We start from the raw sequence: 23,843 nt of genomic DNA, 5'->3' as shown, positions 1-23,843 counted from the left end.
GATGGTCGAATCGAGCCTCACGGAGGAGAAACGACGGGCGGCGTCCCGACGGCTCAGGATCGTCTTCGTCGCGCTGGTGGGGCTCTCCGGTGGGTTCGTCGCGCTCGCCACCGGGGCGACGCCCGAGACAGCGCTCGCGGCCGTCGGCGGTGGCCTCCTCGTCGGCGCCGTGCTCCTCTTCTATCTCGTCCGCGTCGGCCGGGAGTGGCGCGGTACGCGGCGCTAAACCCGCGCGAGCCACTGCTCGGGATCGTCGAGTTCGGCGTCGGTCGGCAGGTTCTCCGGCCGGTCCCAGACGGCGCTCGCCCCTGCGAGCCCGCGCTCGTCGGCGACGGCACGGAAGAACGCGGCGCCGCGCTCGTACTGCCGCCGTTTCAGCCCCAGGCCCAGCAGGCGGCGGGCCAGACGCTGGATCGGGCCGCCGCCGCTCCGGCGCGCGTCGAGTTTGGCTCGCAGGTCGGCGTAGTCGTCGTCGAACGCGCGGTCCATCAGCAGTTCGGCGTACCCCTCGACGGCGGTCATGGTCGTGTCGAGTTCCGCGAACGCCTCCCGGTCGAGGTCGCCCGCCACGAGCGCCTCGATGCCGTGTTCGAGGCGGGTTTCGAGGTGGTCGGACAGCCAGGGGGCGGCCCCGAACTCCGCGGCGTGCGACACTTCGTGGAACGCGATCCATCGCCGGAACCGGGGCACTGACACGTCGAGCGTTTCGGCGACGTGCTCGATGTTCGGGTGGACGAAATAGAGGCCGTGGTCCTGATCACCTTCCGCGAGCAGGAGCGGATCGTACTGTCCGAGGACGTTCCGCCCGAGGAAGGCCAGCAGCACGGACAGCGTCCCCGTGTTGATGACGCGGGTGAGGTCGGGGAGCAGCGGGGTGGTGCCGTGTTCCTCGACCGGCGCCATGACGCGCCGGAAGGTGTCGACGTTGGCGTCGATCCAGTGGTGCCGGTTCTGGATCTCGATCACGTCGGGCAGCTCGAATTCGACGTCGCCGAGCGTCTGGAGTCGCTCGCGGGCCTCCCGAACGTCGGTCGCGTAGCCCGACAGCTCGGCGTCGCTCAGCGCCAGATCGCCCGCGTCGGTGCTGGCTTTCGCGGCCTCCGCGACCGCGGTCCAGTCGACGTGGCCGCGCCCCGACGCGCCGGTGACGGCTCTGGCGCTCCGAAAGAGATCCATACGGTTGCGAGTCGGCACCGACGGAAAACGCTTCCGCGCCGATCCATGGCCGCCGCTCCCCGCGTGGCAGCAGCAAAAGTGATCGGTGACCGGTTAGATGCCGGCCTCGAAGTCCTCGAGGGCGTAGGCCGGTTCGGCACCGCGGCGGTCGAGCGTCTCGTTGGCGAGCAGCCAGTAGACGACCGACAGCGCGCGTCGACCCTTGTTGTTCGTCGGAATGACGAGGTCGACATTGCTGAGCTGGTTGTTCGAGTCACACATGGCGATGACGGGGATGCCGACCGTGATGGCCTCCTTGACCGCCTGTGCGTCGCCGATGGGGTCGGTGACGACGACCACGTCGGGCTCGATGTAGCCGGCGTAGTCGGGGTTCGTCAGCGTCCCCGGGATGAACCGCCCGGTGCGGGCGCGGGCACCGATGGCCTCCGCGAACTTCTCGGCCGGGAACCGGCCGTACTGTCGCGAGGAGGTCACCAGCACCTGCTCCGGCGAGTAGTTGGCCAGGAAATCCGCCGCCGTGCGGATGCGCTTGTCGGTCTGGCTCACGTCGAGCACGTACAGCCCGTCGTCACGGACGCGGTGGATGAACCGGTCCATGTCCTGGGTCTTCTGCTGAGTGCCGATGTGGACCCCAGCGCCGAGATAATCCTCGACGGGGATGAGGAGGTCGGCCTCCTCGTCGGGCATCACGTTCTCGTCGAACGGGGAGCCCGCCTCTTCCTCTTCGGCCTCGGCCGCCTCGTCGGCCGCCTCGGCGGTCGGTTCGTCCTCCGTTCCGGCGTCGGGGGCGGCGTCGGCCTCGGGGGCCGCCTCACCCTCGTCGACATCCGGGTCTTCGAGTTCGTTGTCGTTGTCTGTCATACAGCGTCCTCCGCGATGCGGATGAGTTCGTTGAGTTTGGCAGTTCGCTCGCCACCGACCGTCCCCGTCTTGATGAAGGGGGCGTCGGTCGCCACGGCGAGGTGTGCGATGGTCGCGTCCTCGGTTTCGCCCGAGCGGTGTGAGACGACCACGTCGAGGCCGTTTCGGGACGCCATCTCGACCGCGTCGACGGCGTCGGAGAGCGTCCCGATCTGGTTCGGCTTGACGAGGATGGCGTTGCCCGCCCCCGCGTCGATGCCGCGCTGCAGTCGCTCGACGTTGGTCACGAAGAGGTCGTCGCCACAGAGGACCGTCCGGTCGCCGACCCGTTCGGTCAGCGTCGCGAAGCCGTCGAAGTCGTCCTCCTCGACGGGGTCCTCGACGTAGGCCAGGTCGTACTCCTCGACCAGGTCGGCCATGTAGTCGATCTGTTCGTCGGGCGTCCGCTCGCCGTCGCCGTAGCGGTAGACGCCGGCGTCGGCGTCGTAGAGTTCGGAGGCCGCCACGTCGAGGCCGACGCCGATGTCGAAGCCGATGTCGTCGGCCACGTCGTCGGTCGCTTCGTCGACGATTTCGAACGCCTCGGCGTCCGTGACGGCGGGCGCCCACGCGCCCTCGTCGCCCTTGCCGGCGGGCACGTCGCGTTCGTCGAGGATCTCGCCGATACGCTCGTGGACCGCGGCGTTGGCGAAGATGGCCTCGGAGACGCTCGGCGCGCCGAGGGGCACCGCCAGGAACTCCTGGATGTCGGTGGCCGCTTTGGCGTGTTCCCCGCCGCCGAGGACGTTCCCCAGCGGAATCGGGAAGTTCTCTCCGCGGAACGTGCCGCCGAGATGCTGGTACAGCGGCGCACCAAGAACGTCGGCGCCGGCTTTTGCCGCCGCCATCGAGATGGCGACCGCGCTGTTGGCGCCGATGCCCGAGAAGTCGTCGGTGCCGTCCGCTCCGTGCAGGGCGGCGTCGACGTCGCGCTGGTTGCCCGCGTACACCTCGTCGACGAGGCGGGGGCTGGCGTGCTGGCGCGCCGCGGCGATGGCCTCGCCGGGCGGTAGTTCGATCGCCTCGTACTCGCCGGTCGACGCACCGCTCGGTGCGGCCGCGCGGCCGAAGCCGCCGGACTCCGTCAGGACGTCTGCCTCGACCGTCGGGTTCCCCCGCGAGTCGAGGATGCGGCGCAGACTCACCGAGCGAATCAGCGTCATTTGCCCTCCCGCCTGACCGTGAAGGGAAGCACGCCGGCGTCGTACTCCTCGGCCGCAACGAGGATCGGTTCGGACTGCTCGGTCTCGACGAGAACGGGCGCGCCGTAGGACACCTGCAGGGCTCGCGCCCCGAGGATCCGCGCCTTCTCGTAGCGGTTGTAGCGTCCCTGGCTCATTGGTAGGGTGACACCACGTCGACCAGGTCTTTGTGCGAGACGAACATCCGTCGACAGCAGTGCCGGGTCACGCCCAGGTCGTCGAGGACTTCTGCGGGGTCCTCGTCGTCGTCGAGGCGGGCCTGGTACTCCTCCCAGTGCTCGCCGATGACCTTGCCGCACGTGAAACACCGGACTGGAATCATCATGGGTGGATCACCTCAGCGGTAGGACTTCTGGTAACGGGCCCGTGCGCCGGGGCCGCCCCACTTCTTGGGTTCGGACTGCCGGACGTCGTTGACCAGCAGCGACCGATCGAACTCCATGAACGCGTCGCGGAGTTCGGCGTCGTTGTTGTGTTGCACCAGCCCGCGGGCGATGGCGGTCCGCACCGCGTCCGCCTGGCCCGCGAAGCCGCCGCCGGAGACGCTGATGTCGATATCGACCGTCTCGCGCAGGTCCTCGCCCGCGATGCGGAACGGCTCCAGCATCTTCAGGCGGGACAGCTCCGGTTCGACCAGCTCGACGGGCTGGGAGTTGATACGCACGAGGCCTTCCCCATCGCGCACCGTAGCGCGGGCGACGGCCGTCTTCTTCTTGCCGCTCGTGTTAGTTACCATGTGACGTTCGCACCCAGTTGTTCGGAGACGTCTCCGAGGGAGACGAATTTGATGTTCGAGAGGCGGTCCAGCGACGTGCCCTCGAGCACGTCGCCGTCCTCGTCGAAGGGGTTGCCGACGTAGATGCGGACGTTCTCGAACGCCTCGCGTCCACGCGACGTCTTGTACGGCACCATCCCGCGAACCGCCCGCTTGAAGATGCGGTCGGGGCGCTTGGGGTAGTACGGCCCGCTGTCGGAGCCGAGTTCCGTGCGCTTGCGGTAGGTTGCCATCGTGTCCTCCTCGTTGCCGGTGATGACCGCGTCCTCGGCGTTGATGACGGCGACGCGATCGCCGCCGAGGGCGCGCTGGGCCACCTCGCTGGCGACCCGACCCATGATGCAGTCCCGGGCGTCGACGACGACGTCCGCGTCGAACTCGGCGAGACTCATCGGATCACCCGCACGTTGGAGCCTTCGGGGTTCTGTTCGGCGATCCGATCCAGCGTCACGGCGTCACCGACCTGTTCGATCTTCGTGCGCGCCGTCGACGAGAAGTCGACAGCGGCGACGGTTACGTTCTTTTCGAGCACACCGCTGCCCAGCACCTTGCCGGGCACGACGACGGTCTCGTCCTCTCGGGCGTATCGTTCGATCTGCCCGAGGTTGACCTCCGCGTGGGTGCGCCGTGGCTTCTCCAGGCGGGTCGCGACATCCTGCCAGACGTTGGCGCCGGATTCGCGCGCGACCGCCTTCAACTCGGCGATGAGACTATTGAGTCTCGGATTCGTCTTACTCATTGTCTACCTCCAAAAGGGAGTGCAGGGAGCAGGATTTGAACCTGCGGACCCCTATGGGACAGCGCCCTGAACGCTGCGCCGTTGGCCTGACTTGGCTATCCCTGCACGCACGTCGCAGTACCGGGCGCCCCTTCAAACCACTTTCGATAGCCACCCCGCGCCGGGACGCACAGCGTGCGCTCCCGACGGCGGCGGACGTCGATTGGGTTGGGGTCCGGGGCATAGTGGGGTCCTAAGCTGCGACTTTCGTTTCTAGTTCCGCCGCGCGGTCGCCGATGGATTCGGCGGCGCGCGTGACCAGTTCCTCGACGCTGAACGACCCGTCCGTTTCCACGTGGAAGACGAACGCGTCGGACACGTCGTGTACCTCGATTTCCTTGTCGGGATACCGGTTCGTGAGGTCGTGGTCGAACTCGCTTGTCGCGACGAGTTCGCCGTCCTCCGTCTCGATGACCCCGCGAAGGATGTTCGGCTCCTGCTCGTCGAACTCGCCGGCGTCGCCGACGACTTCGATGCGCTGGAGATGGCGGTAGCCGACGGCCACGCCGCCCTGATGTTTGGCGTGTTCCCGACCGCTGTCGAGTACGGCGTCCGCCTCGAGTTCGATCCGCTGTTGCTCTTTGAGTTCGATGACCGGGACGTTGTCGTCGGCCGGTTCGACCATCTCGTCGGACGTCTCGATGTCGCCCGAGTAGGCCGTTGCCGGGCCGTCGACGTCTAGCGCCAGCGTCACTTCGTCGCCCTCCTCGAAGTCGTCGAGGGGGGTCGTCAGCGGCACCAGCCCCAGACGCAGCGCGATCATCTCGTCGAACATCACCGACGAGTTCTCCACGAACCGAACGGTGTCGATGGAGAAGGTCGGCACGTCGGCGATCATCGCCCGGCGGATGCCGTTGGCGAGCGCCGGCGTGGCTCCTCGCACGAGGAAGCGTGCGTTCCGGTCGTCTCGTTCGATGAACTCGACGTCGAAGTCGGCTACCATGATGTTAGAGGCGGCTGTTTTTCGGCGCGCGGGTGCCGTCGTGTGGCATCGGCGTTACGTCCTCGATGCGGCCGATTTCGAGCCCGGCACGGGCCAGCGCTCGGATCGTCGCCTGTGCGCCCGGCCCGGGGGACTTGTTGTCGTTGCCCCCGGGACCGCGCACGCGAACGTGCACGCCCTCGACGCCGGCGTCGAGGGCTTCCTCGGCGACCACTTCGGCCATCTGCATCGCGGCGTACGGCGATGCTTCGTCGCGGTTCTGCTTCACGACGGTTCCACCGCTCGACTTGGCGAGGGTTTCGGCTCCCGTCTGATCCGTGATGGTGATGAGGGTGTTGTTGAACGATGCGTGGACGTGGGCGATGCCCCACTTGCTCTCTTGTTCTTCAGCACTCATTCTTGGGCCTCCGCGCGTTCAGGATGGAGTTCGTCGGCGAGCGGACTCGTCTCGTCGAACGCGACGGCGTCCTGCTCGTCGACCTCCACTTTCTTCGACGGGCGCTGGACGCGCGCGCCGTCGACCGTGATGTGGCCGTGGTTGACGAACTGACGGGCCTGATGGGGCGTGTTTGCCAGCCCCTTCCGGTAGACGACCGTCTGCAGCCGTCGTTCGAGCAGGTCCGTCACTTCCAGCGACAGGACGTCGCTGATGTCGTCCTCGCTCCCGAGGATGCCGAGCCGCTGGAGGCGGGCGACGAACTCGCTGCCTGCCTCGCCCGCGACCTCGACATCGCCCTGGGCCTCGCCAAGCAGGCGTCGCGCCTCGCGGCGCATCGATCGCAGTTCGGACTGCGACCGCCAGAGTTCCTGCTTGTTCTTCAGGCCGTAGCGCCCGAGGAGGTCGGCCTCCTCGGCGATGCGCTCGCCCTGGTACGGGTGGTTCGGCGTCTCGTAGAACTTGGTGTTCTTGCCGGTCGTCATTCTTCTTCCTCAGCTGCTTCTTCGGCCATGTCTTCCTTGATGGCCTCGACGTTGACGCCGATGGTGCCTTCGGTGCGGCCGGTGGACTTCGTCCGCTGGCCGCGCACCTTCTGTCCGCGCTTGTGCCGGACGCCGCGGTAGCAGTCGATCATCTTCATCCGATTGATGTCCTGCGTGCGCGTCTGGCTGAGTTCGGAGCCGGTGCGGTGGTCACTCTCGCCGGTGAAGAAGTCGTTTCGCCGGTTGACCATCCACTCCGGAACCTCGTCGTCGAAGTGCTCTACGACCTCGATCACGCGGTCGATTTCGTCGTCGTCGAGGCGCCCGAACGTGGCGGTTCGATCCACGTCGGCCGCGTCGGCGACGATGCGCGCCGTGCGCTTGCCGATGCCGTTCATGTCGGTGAGGCTCCGCTCGACGGCCTTCGTCCCGTCGAGGTCGGTCTGGCCGATTCGGACGAAGTACCGAAGGTCTTCGTCGTCCTCGGGGGAGCCGTCCTGTGGTTCTTCTGCACTCATTGGTTTGAATGTGCGAGCGTTGCGGCGGGGATTCGAACCCCGGAGGCTTGACGCCACAGAGTTAGCAACCCTGCGCCTTGGGCCAGGCTTGGCTACCGCAACACCTGCGTTTCGTATCGTCGCCCTACTCGGACTCGGGGCCGGGCGCCCCTGCAGCGTATGCAGTTCGAATCAACCCGGGGGCGCTACTTAAACATCACGAAAGCCCGGGGGTCGTGGAACGGCGTCACACGGTTGCAAAGAAGGAACAGCTCAGACCGTCGGGGCGCCGAGATACTCCTCGTTGATCTCCCACTCGCCCTCGTCGTTCTGGACCATGTACTCGCCGTAGTAGGGGACGCGGTTGGCGACCGTCTCGCGGAAGGTCTCGCGGATCTCGTCGCGGGTCATCTCGCCCATCGACCGGAGGTCGTCGTTGCGGTTGAGACAGCCCTTGAGGTAGCCCTCGTGGGTGACGCGAACCCGGTGGCAGTTGGCACAGAACGTCGGGTTCTCGACGGGGTCGACGATCTCGACCATGCCGCCGTTGACCCAGTAGCGCTTGCGGTCGTGCATCTCGCGGTGCTCGATTTCGTCGGCGATGTCCGCCAGCCAGTCGTGGACGCGACCGATGTCGATGTTCCACTCCGGCTTGCCTGTCAGTTCGGGCATGTACTCGATGAGCTGGAGCTGCAGCCCGTCGTTCTCGGCGACGTGGTCCACCATCCCCTCGACGTAGCCCGCGGTGTGCTCGAACACGACCATGTTCAGCTTGACGGGGGCGAGCCCGGCGTCGAGCGCCGCGTCGACACCCTCCATCACCTTGTCGTAGGCCCCCGATTTCGTGATCTCGGCGAACTCGTCGGGATCGAGCGCGTCCTGGGAGACGTTGACGCGTTCGAGGCCGGCGTCGACGAGCGCCTCGGCCCGGCCGGGGAGATAGGTGCCGTTGGTCGTCATCGATACCTCCATCGAGTCGGGCGTTCGGCGGATGATCTCCTCCAGGTCGTCTCGGAGCATCGGCTCGCCGCCGGTGAACTTCACGCTGTCGACGTCGAACTCCGCGGCGACCTCGAGGAACCGAACGATGTCGTCGGTCGACATCTCGTCGTCCTGTGGTTCCATCGGGCCGCGCGTGTCACCGAGCCCCTCGTTGTGACAGTAGACACAGTCGAAGTTGCACCGATCGGTGAGGGAGACCCGCACACCCGACACCTCTCGACCGAAATCGTCCTCCAGCATTCTATCAGTGCCTTCGTCCGGAGACGCTTAAATTAGGCCCATCGGTGCCGGTCCGTGTAACGTCGAACGGTTACTTCCCCCGGCCGTGGGTCACGGCGCGCGGTTCCGTGTTCGGTGCCGCTGTGGCTGCCAGAGTCCCGCGACAAAACCCTTATCCGCCGCTCACGCCGAGAACGTCGCATGGACGAAGCCGACGTACGGGCGCTGCTCCGCCGGGTCGAGGACCCGGACCTCGGCGACGACATCGTGTCGCTCGGCCTGGTCAACGGTATCGCCGTCGAGGGCGACACTGCGAAGGTGTCGCTCGCGCTCGGCGCGCCCTACGCCCCCAGGGAGAGCGCCATCGCCGCCGACATTCGCGAGACGCTCGCCGAAGCCGGCCTCTCGGCCGACCTCACCGCCAAACTCCCGGCCGGCGAGCGCGACGACGAGGTGTTGCCCGGCGTCAAGAACATCATCGCCGTCGCGAGCGGGAAAGGCGGCGTCGGCAAGTCGACCGTGGCGGTCAACCTCGCGGCCGGCCTGTCGAAGCTCGGCGCGCGCGTCGGCCTGTTCGACACCGACGTCTACGGGCCGAACGTCCCGCGGATGCTCGGCGCCGACGACCCGCCCGACGCGACCGAGGAGGACACCATCATCCCGCCGGAGCGCTACGGCGTGCGACTCATCAGCATGGCCTATCTCGTCGGGGAGGACGACCCCGTCATCTGGCGCGGGCCGATGGTGCATCAGGTGCTCACCCAGCTCGTCGACGACGTGGAGTGGGGCGAACTCGACTACCTCGTGCTCGACCTCCCACCCGGCACCGGCGACACCCAACTGACCATCCTGCAGACGTTGCCACTGACCGGCGCCGTCATCGTCACGACGCCCGAGGAGGTCGCCGTCGACGACGCCCGGAAGGGCGTTCGGATGTTCGGCAAACACGACACGAACGTCCTCGGCCTGGTCGAGAACATGAGTTCCTTCGTCTGCCCCGACTGCGGGAGCCAACACGACGTGTTCGGCGAGGGCGGCGGTCGGTCCCTGGCAGAGACCAACGACATTCCCTATCTCGGCGACCTCCCGCTCGATCCCGAGATCAGAACCGGCGAGGAGCCGATGGTGTTGAAAGACGACAACCCGACCGCCGACGCGTTCCGTGTCGTCACCGAGGAGGTCGCCAACAACGTCGGCGCCGTCAACCGGCGGCGCGTCTCGAATCGGTAGCGTCGCCGTAGCCGACCGCTTTTGTGCCCGGGGAGCCTTCCGTCGCTCGTGGATCCAGCACAGGAACACCCCGACAACCCGTTCGGCATGGACGCCGACTGTCGGAACTGTCCGGACCTCTGTGACGAGCGCACGACCGTCGTCCACGGCTACGGCGACGTGGCGGCCGACTTCCTGTTCGTGGGTGGGCGACCCGGTCCCGGTGCGGACCGCACCGGCGTCCCCTTCACGGGCGACCCGGCCGGCCGACGGCTGCAGCGCATTCTCGGCGACCTCGGTTTCTCGTCGTCGCCGCCCGACGCCGACCAGCCGGAACTCGACGGCGCCTACCTCACCTACGTCACCCGGTGTCGGCACCCGGAGCGCGGCCCGACCGACGAGGAGGTCGCCACGTGCGACGCCTATCTCACCGCCGACGTGCGCATGATCAACCCCGAAATCATCGTGCCGGTCGGCCAGTTGGCGCTTCGCCACGTCGCCGTCGAACACACGACCCGCGACGCGTCGACGCTCGACGTCGCGGACTGTCACGCCACGACCATCCGTGGCCGCGGATTCGAACTCGTGCCCATGCTCGATCCGGCCGAGCAGACCGACGCCGAGACGGCGGCCTTCGTCGAGCACGTCGGCGAGTCGGTACTCAACCGCGACTACCGCCAGACCAAGGGGCGAAGCGGTGCGCGGGACTGAGCGTCCGCCCCGCCGCGGACCGGCGCGTTCAAGGCCACGCCGCCACGAGCGCACGCCATGACCACGATCGCCGTGCTTGCCGACCCCCCGCGGGCCGGCCTCGTTGGCACCGAACTCGCGGCGACGAGTCCGCTCACCGAGTCCGAGGCCGCGGAGTGTTACGCAGCGGCCCTCCGTGATGTCCTCGTCGCGGTCGAACGCTCCGGTGGCGACCTGCTCGTCAACTACCGATCCGACGACCTGCTCCCCGACGAACTCGTTACGGAGACGGAGTCGGAAGCGGCCGTCCGGGCGCTCGCGGCCGCCGCGCTCGAGGACGTGAGCGACGTCCGTTTCGAGCCACAGGTCGGATCGTCGTTCGACGCTCGCGCCGGCAACACCGTCACCCACCTCCTGCGGGAGGAGGCGGTCAACTCGGTGGCCGTCGTCGACGGAGCCGCCGCCTTTCTCACTCGCCCGCTGATCGACAACGCGGCGATGAAACTCCGGCGCTCGGAAGTCGTTCTCGGCCCGTCGACGCGCGGCCGGACCTACTACGCCGGCTTCACCGAACCGGTCGACTTCGCGGACGCGTTCCAGCCTCCGGCGATGGAGACGTTGACCGCGCGGGCGCGGGACGCCGGCCACGACGTGGATTTCATCCCCATCCAGCCAGTCATCGAGACGGGCGCCGACCTGCTCGACGTCCTGCCCCTGGTGAACGCCCGCGTCGACGCCGAACGGATCGTCCCCACGAACACCGCGGCGTTTCTCGACGAGGTGGGGCTCCGCGTCGACTACGGCGACGACGGGGCGCACCTGGTCCGGGAGTGATGCGGGATATCGACAGGCCTTAGCCGCGCGATGCCGAACGTCCGGCCGCGGTGGGATGGCAGAGCGGCCTATTGCGCCTGCCTTGAAAGCAGGTAGCCTCACGGCTTCCTGGGTTCGAATCCCAGTCCCACCGGTGGCCGTCGCCCCCGTTTCTGGCGCGACGGCCGAGTACGACTGGTGGTTCGAATCAGAGCCCCGCTCATCTAACATTAACAATCATTATGTATCTGCGACTCGTTGGATCCCATATGTCGACACAGCGGTCGACACCGACGGCGACGCACCGATGTGGCTGTGGCGAGACGTTCGACTCGACCGAGGCACTTCTCCAGCACGCGCGCCACGTACACCGCTTCTCCCCCTGGTAACGGGCTGAGCGTAACGGCTTTGGGTCACCCGTCCGAGAGGCGGGTATGGACTGGCCACACGACCCCGACGGCGAGCAGGGGAGCGAGGGCCGGCGAAAGTACGGCCACGCTATCGTCGCCAAGAAAATCGACGAGGAGTCCGACTTCCCGCTCGACGTCGCGGCGTTCCTCGACGAGTATGGCGACGACCCCGTCCGTATCGACGCCGAGACGGTCGTTCCCGTGCGTGACCTCTTCGAGGGCGTCGACGCCGCGGAGTTCGACGACTTCCCCACGCTGCATCAGGCGCTCGGCGAATCGATGCGAGCGAACGACTACTGGTTCTACGAGGGTCCCGAGGCGTTCGTCGACGGCGCCTGAGACGGTTTATCGTACGTCAGTACGTGGGTCGCCGACCCGTCCTGGCGACCCGCCGGAAGACGGTTACAATACGCCGTCTGAGGGCTGCGCCGGAACTCACTTGCCCCAGGTGGCCCTACGCCGGGTATGGTCACGGTCGAAACGCCGTCGCCGGACGAGGCGGGGGCCGTCGCCGACCTCTGGGTGGCGCTCGCCCGCGATCAGCGCCGGCACGGATCGCATCTCCGCGGCGAGGCGAACTACGCCGCAGTCCGCGCCTCGATGGCTCGCCACGCCGCCGACGGGTCGCTCACGGTCGCCCGCGACGAGGACGGCGATCTCGTCGGGTTCGTTCGGTACGGCATCGACAGCGGGCCGTTGACACAGGACGCCACCCGCGGGGTCGTCCGCGACCTCTTCGTCGTCCCGTCGCGGCGCCGCGAGGGCGTCGGCGGGACCCTCCTCGACGCTGCCGAGTCGTGCCTCCGAGACCGGGGTGCCGAGGTAATCACGCTCGACGCGATGGCCCGCAACGACGACGCCGTTCGCTTCTACGAGCGGCGGGGCTACCGCCCGCATCGGATCGAGTTCGAACTGGAGGTCGAAACCGATAAACGCTCACGGCGGGACCGATAACCTGTTATCGCGCCAGGGGAGCATGGGCGGTTCATGCACTCGACTTGTAATCGAGACTTCGTGGGTTCGAATCCCACCCCTGGCTTCGCTCCGTTCTTCGAGTGATCTCACGCCCGCGGCAGCGGCCGGGCCGCTACCGACGCCGGAGCGCCGCGAGCGCCAGTCCGAACACGGCGACTGCGGCGAGACCGAAGCCGAAGCCGGTCGCCGGCATCTCCGTCGGCGTGGCCGGCGACGTGGTCGTCGCGTTCGCCGTTGGCGTCGCCGAGGCGGTGGCGGTCGGCGTCGGTGAGGCGGTGGCGGTCGGCGTCGGTGAGGCGGTGGCGGTCGGCGTCGCCGAGGGTGTCGCGGTCGGCGTCGGCGACGGGGTCGCCGTTCGGTCGCCCCGGATCGTGACGGTCGCGGACCGCTGTCCGGCGACGATGCTGCCCCGGACCGTGACGGTGTAGGTTCCGGGTGCGCGGTCGGCCATGTAGACGCTCATCCGCTCGCCGCTCTCGGTGATCCGGGCGCTCTGCGGGTTCAGTCCCAGTGGCTCGCCGTCGGGTCCCCGGATCGTCACGTCGAGACGGTCGACGTTGTCGAAGTCGTACTCGGCGCGAACGATGAGCGAGGAGAGCGACCGCACCGTTTGATCGGTGACGTTCCGGCCGTCGCCGCTCCGCAGGAGGAGACTGGTCACGTGTGGTTCGACGACGTGAATCTCCGGTCGCTGGTCGTTGTCCCGCGTCACGTAGTAGCGACCCGGATCCACGCCGGCGAAATCAGCGTTCGTCGGATCGTCGACATCGACCGACGCGTTCCCGTCGACTTGCTGCAGCGTGAGCGGGCCGTCGTTGATCTCGCCGTCCGTCGCCCCTGTCAACTGAACGTCCGAGACATCCAGCTGCTCGCCGACGTACACGGTGACCGGCGGCGACGTGTTGGTTGGCTCCGATCGGGGTTCGTTCACCGCGACGACCGGAAGGGCGAACACGCTCGCGATCAGGAGGCAGACGGTGCCGACTGCGAGTAGCTGTGTCCAGCGGGGATCCGATCCACGGCGGTGTGTCATCACCGACTTTTCGTGATGCGATGCTGTAAACGTACGGTCTAGACGGACTGATACAGGTTCAGTCCGCTTCGAACCCGCGCGGTTCCTCGGCGGGGTCGACGGTCTCGGCGGACCGGTCAGTGACCCGACCAGCGAGCCGCCGGTACTGACGGTGCGTGTCGATCGATTCGCTGCCGAGCACCGCGAACCCCGCGAAGATGGTGAGGAAGCCGGCGACGGCCAGCGTCGAGATGGTCTCGCCGAGGAGCGCCCAGCCGCCGACCGCCGCGACGACCGGGACGAGATAGAAGACGAGGTTCGCCCTGATCGCGCCCGCGGTGTCGAGGAGGCCGAAGTAGGCGATGTAGGCGATGGCACCGGCGAAGAGGCCGACGTACGCCAGCGCGGCGAACGCCTCCGGCGTCCAGCTGATCGCACTGGGGGATTCGCCGGCGCCGATGCTGAGGAGGTGACAGAGAAGCGCCCCGAACGGAAGCCCCCAGGCGGTGCGCACCGTGCTCGATAGGTCGCCACCTGCTCGTCGAATGAGGACGCTGCCGAGCGCACCGCTGACTGCGCCGGTGAACAGGATCGCTTTGCCGACGCCACCGCTCAAGAAACTCGCCGGGTCGGGGTTGACGACGAGGGCGACGCCGGCGACGCCGAGGGCCATCCCGACGACGCCCCGGAGCGAGAGGCGTTCGTCCGACAGCAGGAACGCCGCGAGGATGGGCGTCAGGATCGGATTGAGGCTGAAGACGATGGCGGCGACGGCACTGGTGGTGTACTCCTGGCCCACGAACAGGAGGGCGTTCGTCAGGCCGATGGCGAACACGCCCGTCGCCAGGATACCGGCCGCGTCGCTCCAGGTCCGCGGAACGAGGTCGGCACGCGGCGTCGTGAGCGCCGCGTAGCCGAGCAGTGCGACCGCTGCCACGTCGAACCGGAGGGCGACGAACAGGAGCGGCGGGAAATGCTCCAGACCGGCTTTCGCCGCGACGAACGTCCCACCGAAGAGGACGCCCGTCACCACGAACGCGACGAGGGCGCGACGGCTCGCCGTCGTCACTCTTCACCCCACTGGGGCGGTACGCTGCTCGATCCGAACACCGATGGCGGATGGAGGGAACTCATTACGTATCCGTACTGGTCGGAGCCGTATAGTTTAATTCGTAAAAAATTTCAAAGCAAGAAATGGCCGCACCCGACGTGGGACATTCGTGACGTGCAATGGTTCCACGGTGCGAAAGTGGTTTGTCACGTCGGTCACCAGACGTGGTATGGAGTCGGCGCTGTCGGAAATCGAATTTCTCGCCCTTTCGCCGAACCGGGTGGCTGTGCTCCGGCATCTCGCACAGGAACGGCGGACGCGAACCGAACTGGCACGCGAGACGGGCGCCTCGCAGGCGACGCTCGGGCGGATCCTGCGGGATTTCGAGGAGCGCTCGTGGATCCGGCGGACGGAGGGCGGCTACGTCGCCACCGCCACGGGTGAGCTTGTCGCCGAGGGATTTCTCGACCTGCTCGACATCATGCAGACCGAGGCGGACCTCCGGAACGTGGTGCCGTACCTGCCCACCGACGCCCTCGGGTTCGACCTGCGACACCTGGGTGACGCCACCATCACCATGCCGAGCGGGACACGCCCCAACGCGCCGGTACAGCGCCTCCTGGGCTTCCTGCGCGATGCCGACGAGGCCCGCGCGTTCTCGCACGCGTTCAACGAGGGGAGTCTCACCGTCATCGAGCAGCGCGTCACCGCCGGTGAGATGACGTTTCAGGGGGTGTTCTCCCGCCGTGCCATCGACGCCGTGGCCGACGACGCCGGCCTGCGGCGACGGCTCGAATCGCTGCTCGACGCCAGCGGCGCGGCCCTCCGGGTTCGCGAGGCGGAGATTCCACTAGCAGTGACGACCGCAGACGACATGGTCCATCTGCTCTTGCGGGACGCGAACGGCGTTCTGCAGGCGTCGGTCGACAGCGATGCCGACGCCGTTCGGCAGTGGGCCGACGAGACGTTCGAGCGCTACTGGGCCGCCGCCACGCCCGTCGACCGCGAGGACCTCCCGTCCTGACCTGGCACGTCCGTCAGGACCGGGACCGACGATAGTTTACGAGTCGTCCGCCGCAGGTCGGGCAGGTCATCCGAAACGGGCCCGCTTCGAGTTCCCGATCACAGCCTGGACAGACGTAGCGTGCCATCACACCTGCCCATTCGTTTCGCGTCCAATTAAACATTTTCGTAGGTATTCACTACGCATGTATCTCTTCTACGATTTTATCGGGACGTACGGGTGGTAATGCCCCGGCTGGAAGGGAACGCAAACACTTAGCACGCGGCTCCCGAAGCCGTTGCACATGTCCCAGTTGCGGTCCTGTTATTTCTGTGGCGCCGTCGGAGACTCGCTTCAGGAGTACGCGATTCCCGGCGTCGCGCCCGCCGAGTCACGCTCGGCGGTGCTGTGTTCGACCTGTCACGAGAAACTCCGCCGCGTGCTCGAACCGTTCGCCGGGTCGGACGCCCCCGACCGGCCGGCCGTGTCGGCGTCGGGGTCCTCCCTCCAAGAGGTCACTTTCGATTCGAGCGGTGACCGGGACGACGGCGTCGTCGCTGACGAGAACGGCGTCGGCGCGGACGCCGAGGCCGATACTGCCGACGACGTTTCCACCGGGGACGCCGATGGGCCGGACGACGGTGCGTCCGTCGTGAACGCTGCGCCCGATGTCGACGGGTCGAACAGCGACGCCGAGGAAGCCGCCGCCGAACCGTCTGCGAACGAGGGGTCGTCCGCCGACGCCGACGACGCGGACGTGCCGGAGGAGTACTACAAAGTCCTCCGACTGCTCCAGAACCGCGAGTTCCCGATGGAGCGCGCCGACCTGACGTCGCTGGTGACGGCCGCTTACGACGTCTCGCCGTCGCAGTGTGATCGAATCCTGGAGACGGCCGTCGAGCGCGGCGTGCTGGTCGAGGACGGATCGACGTTCGACCTGGGTCGGCACTGACCGCGACCGGACTACGTTTCGGCCGGCGCGAAGACGACGGTGGCAGTACTCGACTCGGTTGCCCGCGGCGACACCTCCCGGTCGCCGCTGAACCGGATCACGTCGCCCGCATCGAGGTCGTACGTCTCGTCGTCGAGCGTCAGTTCGAGGTGGCCGGCCACCAGATGGAGGACGACGTTCGTCCCCTCGTGGGTGTGTCGGGGCACGCGTTCGTCGGCTTCGAGCTGGAGACGGACGGTTCGCGGTTGCCGCCGTTCGAACACCTCTGCGTGTGGCGTTTCGTCCAGGTCTGCGAGACTGGTTCGTTCGGGCATCGGCGGCGCTACGCGCCCGGGGATGGTAACCCATCTCCCGATTCCGTTCGGGTCGCAATCGGCCACCGTTTTTGTGCCCGCTCTCCGTACGGCGTGGTATGCCAACGCACATCCTCGTTCCGTTCGACGGCTCCCCCCAGGCCGAATCGGCGCTGACGTTCGCCGTCGACGAGTGGCCCGACGCGTCCTTCACCCTGCTGTACGTCGTTGACCCCGTCACGTCCGGGCTCGGCCAGCGTGCGCTTCCCGGCAGCAGCGAGAACTGGTACGAACACGCCCGGGAGACGGGTCGAGCGCAGTTCGACGAGGCCCGCGAACTCGTGCGCCACCCCGTCGACACCCGAATCGAGGTGGGAAAGCCCGCACGGGTCGTCGTCGACGTCGCCGAGGCGGGGCCGTTCGACCACGTCGTCGTCGGGAGCCACGGCCGCGAGGGCGTCACCCGCATCTTGCTCGGCAGCGTCGCCGAGGAGGTGGTGCGTCGGTCGCCCGTCCCCGTGACCGTCGTTCGGTAACGCGAACCGCGACACCGGAACCCACCCGGCGAGTTCGGCCGATTTCAGCCGGTTCTTGTCCGTCCACCCCGTATCGGCGCATAATGCATTTCGACGATGTCATCCGCACCCGCCGATCCGTTCACCAGTACGCCGACGAAGACATCGGCGACGACACGCTCGCCGAACTCTTCGAGAGCGTCCGATACGCGCCCTCCTCGTTCAACCTCCAGCCCTGGGAGTTCCTCGTCGTTCAGGGCGACGACCTCGACCGGTTGCAGTCGGTCGCCTACGGACAGGAACACGTCACCGACGCCGCGGCCGCCGTGGTCGTCCTCGGGACGCTCGACCCGAGCGACCACGCCGACCGCGTCACTGCGGACCTACTGGAGAAAGGCTACCTCCCCGACGAGGAGGCCGCTGACGCGCGTCTCGACACCATCGACGGTCTCGCGAACGCCGACAGCGAGACGCGCCGCGTCTGGACCGTCCAGAGCTGTACGCTCGCCGCGATGGCGCTCATGCACGCGGCCTGGGGGCGGGGCATCGCCTCCTGTCCGATGGGTGGGTTCGACGCCGATGCGCTCCACGAGACGTTCGACGTGCCCACCGACTACGAACCCGTGTTGATCGTCACCCTCGGCTACCCCGAAGACGAAGCCGCCGACGTCGAACGCCCCCGGAAGTTCCGCCGCCCCACCGAGGAGTTCGTCCACTTCGGCGAGTTCGACCCCGTGGCCGCGCCGGCTGACGCCAGCGTCGCCAGCGACGACTAGAAGATGTTCGCCTGCCGGTAGACGTTGAGCCCCTCGTTCGTTATCTCGTAGGGCTTCGTCTCCCGGGAGTGGTTCGCGTCGCGGATCTTCTGGATTTCGACGGCCAGCCGCGTCTCCTGAAAATCGGAGGGACGGACGTACTGCAGGACGAACACCGCGTCGGCGAGATACTCGATGATACCGTAGCGCGAACTGTAGGGGTTGTCGCCGCTGGCCTCGCTGGTCACGAGCGTCGTCACGCCCGACTCCTTGAGCGAGCGACTGAACTGATACACTTCGCTCCGGCGTTCAGACGGGCGGTCGTACATCATCTCCAGCAGCGATACCGAGTCGAGGACGAGTCGGTCCGCGTCGAACTCGTCGATCAGTTCCGGCATGTCGCTCCGGATGCTCGTCAGACTGTTCGCCATCTCGATGGGATCGAGGTGGACGATGGCGAGCCGTCCCTCCTCGGCGTACCGCTCGAACGGCCAGCCCTTCTCCTTGGCCGTATCGAAGATCCGATCCGTGCTCTCTTCGAGCGTGAGATAGACGCCGCGGTCCCCGTTCCGGAGCGCCTGATCGAGAAACTGGAGGCCGAACGTGGTCTTCCCGGTTCCGGCGGAGCCGATGACCGAGATGAGCGACCGCTTCGGTACCCCGCCGAGGATCATGTCGTCTAGGCCGTCGATGCCGATGTCGACCCGATCGATCTCGGATTCGAACGACTCCTCGTCGAACGACTCCTCGGCAGGCGGTCCTCCGCCGAACTCGGCCGCCGGCTCTTCGCCGCCGAATTCGCCGGTCCCGGGTTCCGTCCCCGGACTGCCGCCCGACTCGGGGCCCGATCCCGGACCGCCGCCGAACCCCCCCTCCGGTTCGGGCGCGTTGTCGAAGGCGCTGGCGAAGTCCTCGTCGAACGGTGATTCGTCACCCTCCTCGGGCGATAGCGGGGTTTCGTCCGACGACGGTTCGGGTGGCGTCTCGGCCGATTCGCGCTCCGTTTCCCCCTCGCCTTCGGGCGCTTCTTCCCCCTCGCCTTCGCTCGTTTCGCCCTCGCTTTCCGTCTCGTCCGCTTCCGCCGCGCCCTGCTCGTCGCTCTCGGCCTCCCTGAGCGCCCGTTCGAACCAGTCCTCGTCGTCGTCGCTCATCGACGGCCGTCCGATCCGGCCGCAGTGATCATCGCCGACCCTGGCTCCGCTCGCTGCGCCATCGGTGCAAACTCCGGTGCCCTGTCCCATGAATGTTGTCCGTCCGGTGGGCTTTTTTTCCCCGACTGCAAGAGCGACGTATGTACGTCGGGATCGTTGCACAGCGGGACAACAGTCGTGCGGCATTTCTCGCCGCCGAGTTGCGGCGGCGACTCCGCGAGGAAGATGTCTCTGTCGCCGTCGACACGACGACGGCCGAGACGCTCGACCTCGACGGCTCGCCGGTCGAGTCGTTCGACGCCTGCGACCTCGTGATCAGCATCGGCGGCGACGGTACCTTCCTCTATGCCGCCCGCGGCGCCGACGGCACGCCCATCCTCGGCGTCAACCTCGGCGAAGTCGGCTTTCTCAACGCCGTCGGCCCGGACGAGGCCGTCGAGACGGTCCTCGACGAGGTGGCGGTCTTCCGCGCCGGCGAGTTGACGGTCCGCGAGGCCCCTCGCCTCTCCGCCAGCGGCGACGGATGGACCACGGCGGCGACGACCAACGAACTCGTGGTGCAGGGGCCGATCCGCGGTCCCGGCGGCGGCGTCGACATCGATGTCCGTGTCGACGGGTCGCAGTACTCCGTGGGACGCGCCGACGGCGTTCTCGTGGCTACGCCGACCGGGAGCACGGCCTACAACCTCAGCGAGTCCGGCCCGCTGATCCACCCCGACGTCGACGCTCTCGTCGTCAACGAGATGTGCGCCCGAGAGGGAATGCCGCCGCTCGCCGTCGCGCCGGACAGTGAGATAACCGTCGGCGTCACGGACGCCGACCGCGCCGTCGTCATCGGCGACGGGCGCGTGCTTCGCGAACTCGATCCGCCGACCGAGGTGCGGATCAGCCGCGCCGATTCGCCGGTGCGGATCGCCGGGCCGACCTCGGATTTCTTCGAAGCGCTCGGAAAACTGGACTAGGCGCCCCAGTTCGTCTGCCGGCGCGGGCGGTCCGAGATGGCCTCCACGTCGATGGGGTCGTCACGGTGGCGCAGTCCCTCGAGGACCGCCTTCGCCGACGCGTGCGTCGAGAAGTACGTGATGTCCTCCTCGACGGCGACTTCGAGCGCGTCCCGGTTCCGCGAAACGATGACATCGACCTTGCCAGCGCGGATGGCCGTCCGGAGGTCGTCGAACTCCTGCACGTCGAAGAAGTCGCTGAATCCGTCGATGAGCGCCTGTCCCTCCTCGGTGCCGGGACCGGGGAACTCCGACGCCGAGAGGTCGACGACGGCCGTCCCCTCCTCGGGAATGGCCTTGCCCGTCGCGGCCTGGGCCTTCTCGTAGGCCTTGCCGAAGTGCTGGGCCGTGCCCATCACCTCGCCCGTCGACTTCATCTCCGGGCCGAGACGTGGGTCGCTGCCCGCCAGACGGTCGAACGGTAGGACGACTTCCTTCACGCTCACTTTCTCCGGAATCTGCTCGTCCACGTCGAGTTCGTCGAGGCTGTGGCCCGCCATCACCTTCGCCGCGATCTTGGCGATGGGGACGCCCGTCGCCTTCGAGACGAAGGGGACCGTCCGCGAGGAGCGCGGGTTGGCCTCGAGGACGTACACCGTGCCGTCCTTGACGGCGAGCTGGACGTTCAGCAGGCCCACGGTGTCGAGCGCACGGGCGATTTCCAGCGTCACCTCGCGCACGCGGTCCATGACACCCGTGATTTCGTCAGCCTGCGGCGGGATCATGCACGCCGAGTCGCCGGAGTGGACGCCGGCGCTCTCGACGTGTTCCATCACGCCGCCGATGAGGACATCCTCGCCGTCGGCGACGGCGTCGACGTCGAGTTCCACCGCGTCGGCGAGGAACTCGTCGATGAGGATCGGTTTGTCCGGACTGACCCGGACGGCTTCCTCGATGTACTCCTTCAGTTCCTCGTCGTCGTAGACGACGTCCATCGCGCGGCCGCCGAGGACGTAGGACGGACGCACCAGCACGGGGTAGCCGATGTCGTTGGCGAGTTCGAGCGCCTCGCTCTCGCTGGTCGCGGAACCGCCTTCCGGCTGGGCGATGCCGCGCTTGTCCATCAGGCGGTTGAACCGGTCGCGGTCCTCCGCGAGGTCCATCGCGTCGACGCTCGTACCCAGAATCTCACAGTCCAGATCCCGGCGCTTGAGCTCTGCCTCCAGCGGGTGGCCGATGTTGACGGAGGTCTGGCCGCCGAACTGCACCATCACGCCGTCGGCGTCGGCGGCCTCGATGACGTCCGCCACTTCCTCGGCGGTGATGGGCTCGAAGAAGAGGCCGTCGGAGGTGTCGTAGTCCGTCGACACCGTCTCGGGGTTGTTGTTGACGACGTGGGCGTCGATACCCTCGTCGCGCAGCGCCTGGATGGCGTGGACCGAGCAGTAGTCGAACTCGACGCCCTGTCCGATGCGGATGGGACCCCCGCCGACGACGACGACGCTCTCGACATCGCGGTCGACGCGGAGTTCGTCCGCGGCCGATTCGCCCTCGAGGGGACCGGAGACGAACTCCGGTTTCCGCGAGGAGTAGTAGTACGGCGTCTGGGCGGCGAACTCGCCGGCGCAGGTGTCGACCTGCTTGTAGCTCCGGCCGGGAACCGCCGTCTCGACGGTGCCGACGTCGGCGCCCGCCGCGGCCGCGATCTCCGTGTTCGTGACGCCCTTGATCGCCGCTTCGGTGAAGTCGCCCTCCGACGCCGCTTCGACCGCCTCCGCGACGCGGCCGAACCGCTCGACGTACCACTCCTTGATGTCGGTCAGGGCGACGACGTCCTCGGTGGTGTAGCCGCGCTCGAACGCCTCGAAGATGGCGTAGGGGCGGTCCGGCGAGGGGCGTTCGAGATACTCGGTTTCGAGCGTCTCGTCGTCGACGGTCGCCCAGTCGACGGCCGGGTCGTACTCCGAGGAGCGAAGCGCCTTCAGCAGCGACTCCTCGAACGTGCGCCCGATGGACATCGCCTCGCCCGTCGACTTCATCGCCGGGCCGAGGGTGAAGTCCACGTCGCCGAACTTGTCTATCGGCCACCGGGGGACCTTCGTCACCACGTAGTCGATGGCGGGTTCGAACGCCGCCGTCGTCTCGCCGGTGATCTCGTTTTCGATCTCGTGGAGGCGCTTGCCGAGCGCGACCTTCGCGGTGACGCGGGCGATGGGATACCCAGTCGCCTTCGACGCGAGCGCCGAGGAGCGCGAGACGCGCGGGTTCACCTCGACGACGCGGTACTCGCCGCCGGGCGTGCCGTCGTCGTGCCACGCGAACTGGATGTTACAGCCGCCCTGAATGCCGAGTTCGCGGATGACATCGAGCGCGGCGTCGCGCATCTCCTGGTGGCCCTTGTCCGGAATCACCTGCGACGGCGTGACGACGACGGACTCGCCGGTGTGGATGCCCATCGGGTCGATGTTCTCCATGTTGCAGATGATGATGGTCGAGTCATCGGCGTCGCGCATCACCTCGTACTCGAGTTCGACCCAGCCGGCGATGGATTCGGTGACGAGCACCTCGTTGTTCCGCGAGAGGCGCAGGCCCTTCCGGACGCGTTCGACGAGCTCGTCCATGTCGTCGACGACGCCCGATCCCGACCCGCCGAGCGTGTAGGTCGTCCGCGCGATGACGGGGAGCCCGCCGACGTCGTCGACGGCGTCGCCGACGCGTTCGCGCAGGTCGTCCTCGTGGAGCCCGGACACCGATTCGTCGTCGTCGAGCGAGATGGTGGTCGACTCCGGCACGGGCTGGCCGATGTTCTCCATCCGCTTGCGGAAGAGGTCGCGATCCTCCGTCGCGTAGATGGTGTCCAGGGGCGTGCCCATGATCTCTACGTCGTGTTCCTCGAGCACCCCTTCCTCGGCGAGTGCGGCGGTGACGTTCAGCCCCGTCTGGCCGCCGAGGCCGGCGATCACGCCGTCCGGCTTCTCCATCCGGATGATCTCCGCGATGGCCTCGGTCGTGATGGGCTCGATGTAGACGCGGTCGGCCATCTCGGGGTCGGTCATGATCGTCGCGGGGTTCGAGTTGACGAGGACGACTCGGGCCCCTTCTTCCTGGAGGGCTCGGCAGGCCTGTGCGCCGGAGTAGTCGAATTCGGCGGCCTGTCCGATCTGGATCGGGCCGCTGCCGATCAACAGGATCGTGCGGTCCTCGGATTCGGTGGCGGTGTCCGCCACGGTGGCCTCGTCGGTCATCGTCAGATCCGAGTCTGCACATCGTAATAAGCCCGACGAAACAGTACGAGATGCGAAACAAAATTACGGATTTCGAAATCCGTATCCCGCACCGTATGCGGCGGCGCGACGCCGGCAGACGGCGGCGTCAGTTGCTCAACCGGTATCGATAGGGGCTCCCCTGCAGTACCTCGATGTCGCCCTCGTCCGCCCACCGGCCGAGGATGGTGGCGACGCGGTGGGCACTTTCGACCTCGTCCTGTTCGTCGAGGAGTGACAGGATCTCCCGGGCGGTCAGTGGCTCGTCGGCGTCGGAGAGCACGCCCCGGAGTTGCTCGTGCTTGGTTTGGGGGCGCATACGTCTCACAACGGCCGGGAACGCCTTAGTGTTCAGTGAGACGACCGTCCGACGACTGTCAGACGAGACGCGGTTCAC

General features: G+C 67.5%; 30 protein-coding genes and 4 tRNA genes. 13 read left to right on the top strand and 21 right to left on the bottom strand.

What is annotated here, in order from left to right:
- The first annotated feature begins 1 nt into the window (after nucleotide 1).
- On the top strand, nucleotides 2-226 hold the full coding sequence (locus MXB53_RS02045; protein ID WP_248895543.1) for a hypothetical protein: 225 nt from the start codon (nucleotides 2-4) through the stop codon (nucleotides 224-226).
- Here MXB53_RS02045 and MXB53_RS02040 read toward each other — a convergent pair.
- From MXB53_RS02040 to moaA, 15 genes are all read right to left on the bottom strand, one after another.
- Nucleotides 223-1,176, bottom strand: coding sequence for a zinc-dependent metalloprotease (locus MXB53_RS02040; protein WP_248895542.1), 954 nt, complete (start codon nucleotides 1,174-1,176; stop codon nucleotides 223-225). The two genes, MXB53_RS02045 and MXB53_RS02040, sit on opposite strands and share 4 nt — an antisense overlap.
- A 93-nt stretch (nucleotides 1,177-1,269) precedes the next feature.
- Nucleotides 1,270-2,037, bottom strand: a complete 768-nt coding sequence (rpsB, locus tag MXB53_RS02035; RefSeq protein WP_248895541.1) for a 30S ribosomal protein S2 — start codon at nucleotides 2,035-2,037, stop codon at nucleotides 1,270-1,272.
- A complete protein-coding gene (eno, locus tag MXB53_RS02030) occupies nucleotides 2,034-3,239 on the bottom strand; it encodes a phosphopyruvate hydratase (protein WP_248895540.1) in 1,206 nt (401 codons plus the stop codon). The genes rpsB and eno overlap by 4 nt, the downstream gene beginning before the upstream one ends.
- Complete coding sequence (locus tag MXB53_RS02025; protein ID WP_049936586.1) at nucleotides 3,236-3,415, bottom strand: DNA-directed RNA polymerase subunit K; 180 nt, start codon at nucleotides 3,413-3,415, stop codon at nucleotides 3,236-3,238. Before MXB53_RS02025 ends, eno begins: the two co-directional genes overlap by 4 nt.
- On the bottom strand, nucleotides 3,412-3,603 hold the full coding sequence (locus MXB53_RS02020) for a DNA-directed RNA polymerase subunit N (protein WP_248895539.1): 192 nt from the start codon (nucleotides 3,601-3,603) through the stop codon (nucleotides 3,412-3,414). The genes MXB53_RS02025 and MXB53_RS02020 overlap by 4 nt, the downstream gene beginning before the upstream one ends.
- Nucleotides 3,604-3,615: 12 nt before the next feature.
- Nucleotides 3,616-4,014 carry a 30S ribosomal protein S9 gene (locus tag MXB53_RS02015; RefSeq protein ID WP_248895538.1) on the bottom strand — a complete coding sequence of 133 codons (399 nt, stop codon included), beginning with the start codon at nucleotides 4,012-4,014 and terminating at the stop codon, nucleotides 3,616-3,618.
- Entirely contained in the window at nucleotides 4,008-4,445 is a 438-nt protein-coding gene (locus tag MXB53_RS02010) for a 50S ribosomal protein L13 (RefSeq protein WP_248895537.1), read from the bottom strand. The genes MXB53_RS02015 and MXB53_RS02010 overlap by 7 nt, the downstream gene beginning before the upstream one ends.
- Nucleotides 4,442-4,792 (bottom strand): 50S ribosomal protein L18e, encoded by a 351-nt coding sequence (locus MXB53_RS02005; RefSeq protein WP_248895536.1) that lies wholly within the window; start codon nucleotides 4,790-4,792, stop codon nucleotides 4,442-4,444. Before MXB53_RS02005 ends, MXB53_RS02010 begins: the two co-directional genes overlap by 4 nt.
- A 20-nt stretch (nucleotides 4,793-4,812) precedes the next feature.
- Nucleotides 4,813-4,897: transfer RNA gene (locus tag MXB53_RS02000), tRNA-Leu, on the bottom strand.
- A gap of 127 nt (nucleotides 4,898-5,024) precedes the next feature.
- The gene (locus MXB53_RS01995; RefSeq protein WP_248895535.1) at nucleotides 5,025-5,774 is read right to left on the bottom strand and encodes a DNA-directed RNA polymerase subunit D; all 750 of its coding nucleotides are present in this window, start codon (nucleotides 5,772-5,774) and stop codon (nucleotides 5,025-5,027) included.
- A 4-nt stretch (nucleotides 5,775-5,778) separates the two neighbouring features.
- Nucleotides 5,779-6,171 carry a 30S ribosomal protein S11 gene (locus tag MXB53_RS01990; protein ID WP_248895534.1) on the bottom strand — a complete coding sequence of 131 codons (393 nt, stop codon included), beginning with the start codon at nucleotides 6,169-6,171 and terminating at the stop codon, nucleotides 5,779-5,781.
- Nucleotides 6,168-6,695 (bottom strand): 30S ribosomal protein S4, encoded by a 528-nt coding sequence (locus MXB53_RS01985; protein WP_248895533.1) that lies wholly within the window; start codon nucleotides 6,693-6,695, stop codon nucleotides 6,168-6,170. Before MXB53_RS01985 ends, MXB53_RS01990 begins: the two co-directional genes overlap by 4 nt.
- Nucleotides 6,692-7,213, bottom strand: coding sequence for a 30S ribosomal protein S13 (locus MXB53_RS01980; RefSeq protein WP_248895532.1), 522 nt, complete (start codon nucleotides 7,211-7,213; stop codon nucleotides 6,692-6,694). Before MXB53_RS01980 ends, MXB53_RS01985 begins: the two co-directional genes overlap by 4 nt.
- 17 nt (nucleotides 7,214-7,230) lie before the next feature.
- Nucleotides 7,231-7,315 (bottom strand) — tRNA-Ser (locus MXB53_RS01975).
- Nucleotides 7,316-7,465: 150 nt separating this feature from the next.
- A complete protein-coding gene (moaA, locus tag MXB53_RS01970) occupies nucleotides 7,466-8,434 on the bottom strand; it encodes a GTP 3',8-cyclase MoaA (RefSeq protein ID WP_248895531.1) in 969 nt (322 codons plus the stop codon).
- A 180-nt stretch (nucleotides 8,435-8,614) separates the two neighbouring features.
- On the opposite strand from moaA, the gene MXB53_RS01965 reads away from it, so the two are divergent.
- From MXB53_RS01965 to MXB53_RS01935, 7 genes are all read left to right on the top strand, one after another.
- Nucleotides 8,615-9,643: an Mrp/NBP35 family ATP-binding protein gene (locus MXB53_RS01965; protein ID WP_248895530.1), complete on the top strand. Its 1,029-nt coding sequence runs from the start codon at nucleotides 8,615-8,617 to the stop codon at nucleotides 9,641-9,643.
- 48 nt (nucleotides 9,644-9,691) lie between these two features.
- Nucleotides 9,692-10,333 carry a uracil-DNA glycosylase gene (locus MXB53_RS01960; protein ID WP_425601186.1) on the top strand — a complete coding sequence of 214 codons (642 nt, stop codon included), beginning with the start codon at nucleotides 9,692-9,694 and terminating at the stop codon, nucleotides 10,331-10,333.
- 57 nt (nucleotides 10,334-10,390) lie between these two features.
- Nucleotides 10,391-11,146 (top strand): DUF2064 domain-containing protein, encoded by a 756-nt coding sequence (locus MXB53_RS01955; protein WP_248895529.1) that lies wholly within the window; start codon nucleotides 10,391-10,393, stop codon nucleotides 11,144-11,146.
- Between the two features lie 49 nt (nucleotides 11,147-11,195).
- A tRNA-Ser gene (locus MXB53_RS01950) sits at nucleotides 11,196-11,279 on the top strand.
- A gap of 280 nt (nucleotides 11,280-11,559) precedes the next feature.
- The gene (locus MXB53_RS01945) at nucleotides 11,560-11,874 is read left to right on the top strand and encodes a DUF5785 family protein (RefSeq protein ID WP_248895528.1); all 315 of its coding nucleotides are present in this window, start codon (nucleotides 11,560-11,562) and stop codon (nucleotides 11,872-11,874) included.
- A gap of 126 nt (nucleotides 11,875-12,000) precedes the next feature.
- Nucleotides 12,001-12,489: a GNAT family N-acetyltransferase gene (locus MXB53_RS01940; RefSeq protein ID WP_248895527.1), complete on the top strand. Its 489-nt coding sequence runs from the start codon at nucleotides 12,001-12,003 to the stop codon at nucleotides 12,487-12,489.
- 11 nt (nucleotides 12,490-12,500) lie between these two features.
- Nucleotides 12,501-12,574, top strand: a tRNA-Thr gene (locus MXB53_RS01935).
- A gap of 48 nt (nucleotides 12,575-12,622) precedes the next feature.
- Here MXB53_RS01935 and MXB53_RS01930 read toward each other — a convergent pair.
- Both MXB53_RS01930 and MXB53_RS01925 read right to left on the bottom strand, forming a co-directional pair.
- Nucleotides 12,623-13,543, bottom strand: coding sequence for a hypothetical protein (locus tag MXB53_RS01930; RefSeq protein WP_248895526.1), 921 nt, complete (start codon nucleotides 13,541-13,543; stop codon nucleotides 12,623-12,625).
- A gap of 58 nt (nucleotides 13,544-13,601) precedes the next feature.
- On the bottom strand, nucleotides 13,602-14,591 hold the full coding sequence (locus tag MXB53_RS01925; RefSeq protein WP_248895525.1) for a DMT family transporter: 990 nt from the start codon (nucleotides 14,589-14,591) through the stop codon (nucleotides 13,602-13,604).
- A gap of 211 nt (nucleotides 14,592-14,802) precedes the next feature.
- Between MXB53_RS01925 and MXB53_RS01920 the strand changes: the two genes are divergently transcribed.
- Nucleotides 14,803-15,597 (top strand): helix-turn-helix transcriptional regulator, encoded by a 795-nt coding sequence (locus MXB53_RS01920; RefSeq protein ID WP_248895524.1) that lies wholly within the window; start codon nucleotides 14,803-14,805, stop codon nucleotides 15,595-15,597.
- A gap of 283 nt (nucleotides 15,598-15,880) precedes the next feature.
- Entirely contained in the window at nucleotides 15,881-16,528 is a 648-nt protein-coding gene (locus tag MXB53_RS01915) for a hypothetical protein (protein ID WP_248895523.1), read from the top strand.
- 11 nt (nucleotides 16,529-16,539) lie between these two features.
- Here the strand turns inward: MXB53_RS01915 and MXB53_RS01910 are convergent, their stop codons facing one another.
- Entirely contained in the window at nucleotides 16,540-16,842 is a 303-nt protein-coding gene (locus MXB53_RS01910; RefSeq protein WP_248895522.1) for a cupin domain-containing protein, read from the bottom strand.
- A gap of 98 nt (nucleotides 16,843-16,940) precedes the next feature.
- Here MXB53_RS01910 and MXB53_RS01905 point away from each other — a divergent pair, with 98 nt between their 5' ends.
- Nucleotides 16,941-17,357 carry a universal stress protein gene (locus MXB53_RS01905; RefSeq protein ID WP_248895521.1) on the top strand — a complete coding sequence of 139 codons (417 nt, stop codon included), beginning with the start codon at nucleotides 16,941-16,943 and terminating at the stop codon, nucleotides 17,355-17,357.
- 83 nt (nucleotides 17,358-17,440) lie between these two features.
- The gene (locus MXB53_RS01900) at nucleotides 17,441-18,112 is read left to right on the top strand and encodes a nitroreductase family protein (RefSeq protein ID WP_248895520.1); all 672 of its coding nucleotides are present in this window, start codon (nucleotides 17,441-17,443) and stop codon (nucleotides 18,110-18,112) included.
- Here MXB53_RS01900 and MXB53_RS01895 read toward each other — a convergent pair.
- The gene (locus MXB53_RS01895) at nucleotides 18,109-19,242 is read right to left on the bottom strand and encodes a KaiC domain-containing protein (protein WP_248895519.1); all 1,134 of its coding nucleotides are present in this window, start codon (nucleotides 19,240-19,242) and stop codon (nucleotides 18,109-18,111) included. The two genes, MXB53_RS01900 and MXB53_RS01895, sit on opposite strands and share 4 nt — an antisense overlap.
- 140 nt (nucleotides 19,243-19,382) lie before the next feature.
- Between MXB53_RS01895 and MXB53_RS01890 the strand changes: the two genes are divergently transcribed.
- Nucleotides 19,383-20,204 (top strand): NAD(+)/NADH kinase, encoded by an 822-nt coding sequence (locus tag MXB53_RS01890; protein WP_248895518.1) that lies wholly within the window; start codon nucleotides 19,383-19,385, stop codon nucleotides 20,202-20,204.
- On the opposite strand, the gene carB is transcribed toward MXB53_RS01890, so the two are convergent.
- Both carB and MXB53_RS01880 read right to left on the bottom strand, forming a co-directional pair.
- Nucleotides 20,201-23,428 (bottom strand): carbamoyl-phosphate synthase large subunit, encoded by a 3,228-nt coding sequence (gene carB, locus MXB53_RS01885; RefSeq protein WP_248895517.1) that lies wholly within the window; start codon nucleotides 23,426-23,428, stop codon nucleotides 20,201-20,203. The genes MXB53_RS01890 and carB overlap by 4 nt on opposite strands.
- Before the next feature lie 127 nt (nucleotides 23,429-23,555).
- A complete protein-coding gene (locus MXB53_RS01880; protein WP_248895516.1) occupies nucleotides 23,556-23,765 on the bottom strand; it encodes a hypothetical protein in 210 nt (69 codons plus the stop codon).
- Nucleotides 23,766-23,843 lie beyond the last annotated feature (78 nt).

Origin of the sequence: Haloplanus sp. XH21, from assembly GCF_023276355.1 — an archaeon.
GTDB lineage: Archaea > Halobacteriota > Halobacteria > Halobacteriales > Haloferacaceae > Haloplanus > Haloplanus halobius.
This window is presented reverse-complemented; position numbering and strand designations above follow the sequence as displayed.